Source organism: Allobosea sp. 05T422_2 (genome assembly GCF_056396265.1).
Map to the genome: position 1 here is coordinate 1 of NZ_JBFTLD010000376.1, position 5,210 is coordinate 5,210.

Annotated in this window: 7 protein-coding genes; 4 read left to right on the forward strand and 3 right to left on the reverse strand. The window is 66.1% G+C overall.

The window, feature by feature from the left end:
* The 3 genes from AC1DJT_RS34290 to AC1DJT_RS34300 form a co-directional block, all read left to right on the forward strand.
* A partial coding sequence (locus AC1DJT_RS34290) for a LysR family transcriptional regulator substrate-binding protein (RefSeq protein ID WP_476835828.1) occupies window positions 1-575 on the forward strand: 575 nt, incomplete at its 5' end.
* 202 nt (window positions 576-777) lie between these two features.
* A complete protein-coding gene (locus tag AC1DJT_RS34295; protein WP_476835829.1) occupies window positions 778-1,806 on the forward strand; it encodes an SDR family oxidoreductase in 1,029 nt (342 codons plus the stop codon).
* Window positions 1,807-1,991: 185 nt separating this feature from the next.
* Entirely contained in the window at window positions 1,992-2,117 is a 126-nt protein-coding gene (locus tag AC1DJT_RS34300) for a hypothetical protein (protein WP_441492928.1), read from the forward strand.
* A gap of 257 nt (window positions 2,118-2,374) precedes the next feature.
* On the opposite strand, the gene AC1DJT_RS34305 is transcribed toward AC1DJT_RS34300, so the two are convergent.
* On the reverse strand, window positions 2,375-2,557 hold the full coding sequence (locus tag AC1DJT_RS34305) for a hypothetical protein (protein WP_441506896.1): 183 nt from the start codon (window positions 2,555-2,557) through the stop codon (window positions 2,375-2,377).
* A 148-nt stretch (window positions 2,558-2,705) separates the two neighbouring features.
* Window positions 2,706-3,842 (reverse strand): glycosyltransferase, encoded by a 1,137-nt coding sequence (locus tag AC1DJT_RS34310; RefSeq protein WP_476835830.1) that lies wholly within the window; start codon window positions 3,840-3,842, stop codon window positions 2,706-2,708.
* A 415-nt stretch (window positions 3,843-4,257) separates the two neighbouring features.
* On the opposite strand from AC1DJT_RS34310, the gene AC1DJT_RS34315 reads away from it, so the two are divergent.
* On the forward strand, window positions 4,258-4,761 hold the full coding sequence (locus AC1DJT_RS34315) for a YciE/YciF ferroxidase family protein (RefSeq protein WP_441492931.1): 504 nt from the start codon (window positions 4,258-4,260) through the stop codon (window positions 4,759-4,761).
* Window positions 4,762-4,865: 104 nt separating this feature from the next.
* Here AC1DJT_RS34315 and AC1DJT_RS34320 read toward each other — a convergent pair.
* Window positions 4,866-5,210, reverse strand: a 345-nt coding sequence (locus tag AC1DJT_RS34320; protein WP_476835831.1) for a methyltransferase, incomplete at its 5' end; no start/stop codon positions are given.

The window sequence follows — 5,210 nt, forward strand, 5'->3', positions numbered from 1 at the left end:
GCGCTGAGGTGAGCGACCGGGTCCGGCGCGGCGAAGCGATGATCGGGCTGCGCTATCTCCTCGACATCGCACCAGATCTCGTCTGCGAGCACATCGCCTCCGAGACAATGGTCGTGGCCTGTTCCGCCCAGCATCGTTTCGCGGGCAAACGGCTCGGATCGCTCGCGGCGCTGTGCCATGAACCCTGGTTTGCGTTCCGCAATGCCTATGATCAGCGCGAGACCTTCGCGGACAACATCTTCGCGCAGTTTCAGGCGCGTGGCATCGGCGAGGTCCGCTGGACATCGATCGACAGCCTGAACGCGATGAAGCGGCTGGTCGAGGCCGGTCTCGGCATCGCGTTGCTGCCAGAAAGCGCGATCGACGAGGAGCGGCGGCTTGGCTCGCTCGCGACGATTCCGGTCGCGGACCTGCACGTCGCCAATCCGATTTATGCGGTCCTGCGCCGAGGCGGCTATCTCAGCCCCGCCACGCTCCATTTGCTGGCACTGCTGCGCTCCGCGCCTGGCCTCGCGAATGGCCGTTTCGTCGCACGGCAGGACGAAGAGGAGCCGCTACCGACAGACAGGGGCTGACAGGGATGAGGGGCAGTTCACGGAGAGGCTGAGGCGGCTGCGTGTTCGGAGGACAGGGGGAGAACGCGTCACCGTGCAGCTCGGTGGCGAGCAGGGCGATCAGGACGGACGCCCGAACAGAGCGCGCCGATCCCGCACCGGCAATGGAACCCGGGCCCGCGGCGCCCGTTCAACTCCGGAATGCGATTGCACGGAGGCCGTGATGGCGAAATCCAGCAAGGTTCAGACCAAGACCAAGCCACAAGCGGAACCMAGGAGCCCGGCAAAGYCGAACAGCGCGACAAATTCCGCGATCCAGCAGCAGCGCCGGATCCAGAGGCAGGTGGCGCGGTCGGATGCGAAGCCGGCAGAGGCGAAATCCGGCGCGATGCAGGCTGGGGCGCGACGTTATCCCGAGCCGCCCTTCAGGAAGCAGCATCAGGCCAAGCCGGGTTCGGAGGCCGTGCTCGATCCGGCCCCGATGTATGATGCGCCCTATTACAAGGGCTCGGGCAAACTCGAGGGCAAGGTCGCCATCATCACGGGCGGCGATTCCGGGATCGGACGCTCGGTCGCCGTGCTCTTCGCGCGCGAGGGTGCCGATGTCGCGATCCTGCATCTCGGCGAGGCCGGGGACGCGAAGGTGACCGGGCAGGCGATCGAGGCCGAGGGGCGGCGCTGCCTCGTCATCCCCGGCGATGTCCGGGATTCAGGCTTCTGCCGGAAGGCGGTGGCCAAGGTCGTCAAGACCTTCGGCAAGCTCGATGTGCTCGTCAACAACGCCGCCTTCCAGGTCCATTCCCCACGTTTCGAGGATCTGAGCGAAGAGCATTTCGACACGACGCTGAAGACCAATCTCTACGGCTATTTCCACATGTCGCAGGCGGCCCTCGACCATATGAAAGTCGGCGGCGCCATCGTGAATTCCGGCTCCGTCACCGGGCTGATGGGCAGTGAGGCGCTGATCGACTATTCCATGACGAAGGGCGGCATCCATGCTTTTACCCGCTCGCTCGCCGCCCATCTCGTGCCGCGCGGGATCAGGGTCAATGCGGTCGCGCCCGGTCCCGTCTGGACGCCGCTCAATCCATCCGACAAGACGGCCGAGGATGTCGCGACATTCGGGGCGCAGACACCGATGAAGCGCCCGGCCCAGCCGGAGGAAATCGCCCCGGCCTATGTCTTCCTCGCCTCGCCGCACTGCTCCAGCTACATCACCGGGGAGATCCTCCCGATCATCGGCGGCTACTAGCATCGGCCCGAAAAGCCGATGCTTCAGGGAGTCGGTTTTCGGGAAATCCGAGCTTCAGCAACACCTCACCGGGTATGCCTGTCGAGGACACGATCGTATCACCTTTTCTGCAACGTCGCGCGGAACCGGATGGCGCCGGCCCGGGTTGCAGTTGCAGTCCTCATCGATGCCGGGCGAAACCTGTCATGCGCTCGCGCTTTCTCGACATCCTGATCTGGCTCACCGTACTGGCGCTTGTGGCCGGCTTCGGGGTCAGGATGTTCCGAACCGTGCCCAGCGTCCAGGACGCGCCACGCATCTATCGGGACTGAGCCCTGGGCCCAGCCCCGCCATGGCCCAGGCCAGGCCTCAGCCCGGCTTCTTCGGCTCAGGCTGGCCCCCATGTCTGATCGTGGCGGCGCTGTCGTGCTCATCGGCCTCGAACGGGGCATGCGGCCCGGTCTGATGCTTCGACAAGGGGCTCGGGCCCGGGCGACGCTGTTCCGGTGCGCCCGATTGTCCCGGCCGTTGCGCCGTCCGATAGGGCACCGGCGCGTMGGTATGCTTCTCGGCTGTCATCGTCATCACCTCAGGTTTCGCAAATGCCGGGAGGAGGGCGCTCGGCTGCCTTCTCGGGGCTCTGCCCGGAGGGGGCGCGATCGCGCATGCGCTCGCCCCGGTTGTCCTGGTTCTTGCCCTGCTCGCCCCGTCCGTGGGGGAGGATGGCTGCCGCATCCGTCGTGGGGATCTTCCGTCCGTAACCGTCTCGCATGGTGGCCTCCGTGTTGTCGGGCCCGGCTGCGCAGGAAACGTCGGGCCCTAAGCGAGGTTCCACGACAACGGCGGTCCGGTCATCATTCAGATGAGCGAATGGCCGGCACCTCCCAGAAGCACGCGCGCCCTGTCCCTGGCGGCCTGCTTCACCAGCCGTCGAATGTCGCATCGACCAGCAGCCTCGCGGCTGACGCCGCCCCGTCGGTGCGGATCGCGCCCGCCAKGGTGGCTGCTCTGGCACCGGTTTCAGGCCTCAGGGCTGTACCGAGCCCCGCCGACAGCGACGCGAAGGTCGGAGTCGGGCCATCGTGCGCAGCTCCGATGCCGAGTTCGGTCACCCTGGCAGCCCAGTGAAACTGGTCCACCGCTTGGGGGACAACGACCTGAGGCGTGCCGGCCCGGGACGCCGTCGTCGTCGTACCCGCCCCGCCATGATGGACAATGGCGGCCACGCGACCGAACAGGGCCTGCTGGTTCACCTCGCCGATGGCAAGGCAGTCGGCGCCGTCGTCGATCAAGCCCAGGTCGGCCCAGCCCCGGGCGACGAGAGCACGGCGGCCCTGCGCGCGGATCGCCTCTATGGCGACACGGGCGCTGTCGTTGGGGACGCGCATGCTGCCAAAGCCGACATAGACGGGCGCTGCGCCGGCATCCAGGAACGCCACCAGATTCGCCGGGAGTGGTCTTTCGTCCGGCAATATCCATGCCGCGGTTCGGATGACAGGAAGCGCTCCGGGCGTCACTTCGGGACACAGGGTCGGGTCCGCTGCCACCAAGGGCCGACCGGTGAACAGGAAGGCCGGGAGGTCCTCCACCGGCGGCAGGCCGATCGACGCCCGATGGGCGTTGATCGGCGCGCCGACCTGCGCGTGCCAGCCCTGGGCGTCCAGCAAACTCGGACAGAAGATCGCGAACCGGTGAGGGACGGCGACCGTCTCGGACACCGACCGCGCGACGAAATGCAACATGCCGCTCGCGACGAGCATGTCACAGCCCTCGGCTGCCTCGGCGAGGGTGTCATAGGTCGCTGCGATGAACCCGGCCACGAAGGCGTCGACGCTCACGACCCGCTCCTCCGCGGTCGAGGGTTGCTCCGCCCATGCGCGCCACGATTTGCGGAAGGGTACCAACGGGATGCCGGCACGGGCCAGCAGCGTTGCGAACTCCGCGTCCGGCGGCGCGCATAACSGCACCTCGAGGCCGAGTGCCCGCAACTCCACCGCCAGGGCCACGATCGGTTCAACGTCGCCGCGCGACCCGTAAGTCGATAATAGGATACGCATTTCGCTATTCCCTTTCCCCATGGTTCAGGTCGAGGGCAGCGTTCATAGGGGGTGACCGGCGTCTTGCCGCAAGCCCCCAGGCACGCTATAGCGTTGGAATGGCAAGGAGCGGCGACGCTCCTTTTTTGTTGCCTTCTCCATGAATGAACGAGGTTTTCGCGACGCGGCGAGGCGCTGCTCCGCAGCGGCGGAGCGGCCACAACGTCCCGTCGCAGGACGGCTTCCCCCCAATCGCTGACAACCTGTCGAAGCGGCATGGCTGGCGAGCAGCTCAGCCAAGACCCTGACAGCCGGGTTCCTTCGCCATGGCCAAAAGCCCCGGCGGCGTGGAACAGGCCGGCGGCCAATACGTTGGTCAGGCAGCAAGCGCGCCCGATCAACCGGCGTCGGCGGGGATCAGAACTAGGAGGACGGAATGGGACTTTTTTCCAAGGACATCAAGACGATGGACGATCTCTTTGTCCACACGCTTCAAGATATCTATTACGCGGAGAAGCAGATCCACAAGTCGCTGCCGAAGATGATCGACAAGGCCACGGACCCGCAGCTGAAGCAGGGGCTGACCGCGCATCGCGGCGAAACCGAAGGTCATATCAAGCGGCTGGAACAGGTCTTCAAGCAACATGGCGCGGAGGCGAAGGGCGTGGATTGCCCGGCGATCGACGGCATCCTCGAGGAAGCCGACGAGGTTCTGGGTGAGGTCGCCGACAAGCAGGTGGTCGATGCCGCGATCATCGCCTGCGCGCAAGCCGTCGAACACTACGAGATCACGCGCTACGGCACCTTGACGGCCTGGGCCAAGCAGCTTGGCCGCAACGACTGCGCCACCCTGCTGCAGCAGAATCTCGACGAGGAATTCGCGGCCGACAAGAAGCTCAGCAAGCTCGCCGAATCCGGGATCAACCGCAAGGCAGCGTAGCCGATCCCGCGCCCTGACCGGTCCCGCCGGGTCACCCGATCCGGCGGAGCTGGGGCGTCCTCCCTGCAGACGGCACCTCGCGACGAGCGCGATCGGCAATCCCGCTATTTATAGGCGATCGCGGCGCTCGACGGGCCGGCCAGCGCCATGGTCTCGAACCTCCGGAAACCGACCTCGCGGCACCAGCCCTCGAAGTCGGCAGCGGAATAGTCGAAGGCATCGCCGAACTCGATCAGCATGTTGAGGGACATCGTCAGGCCGAAGGCATTTTCGCGCCTCGCATTGTCGATGAGGGCCTCGATCACCACGAAGGCGCCGCCCGGCGGCAGGGCGTCATAGGCTTTGCGGATCAGCGCCTTCTTCTTCTCCAGGTTCCAGTCATGCAGGATCATCCCCATGGTGATGACATCGGCCCTGGGCAGAGCATCGGCGAAGAAGTCGCCCCCCAC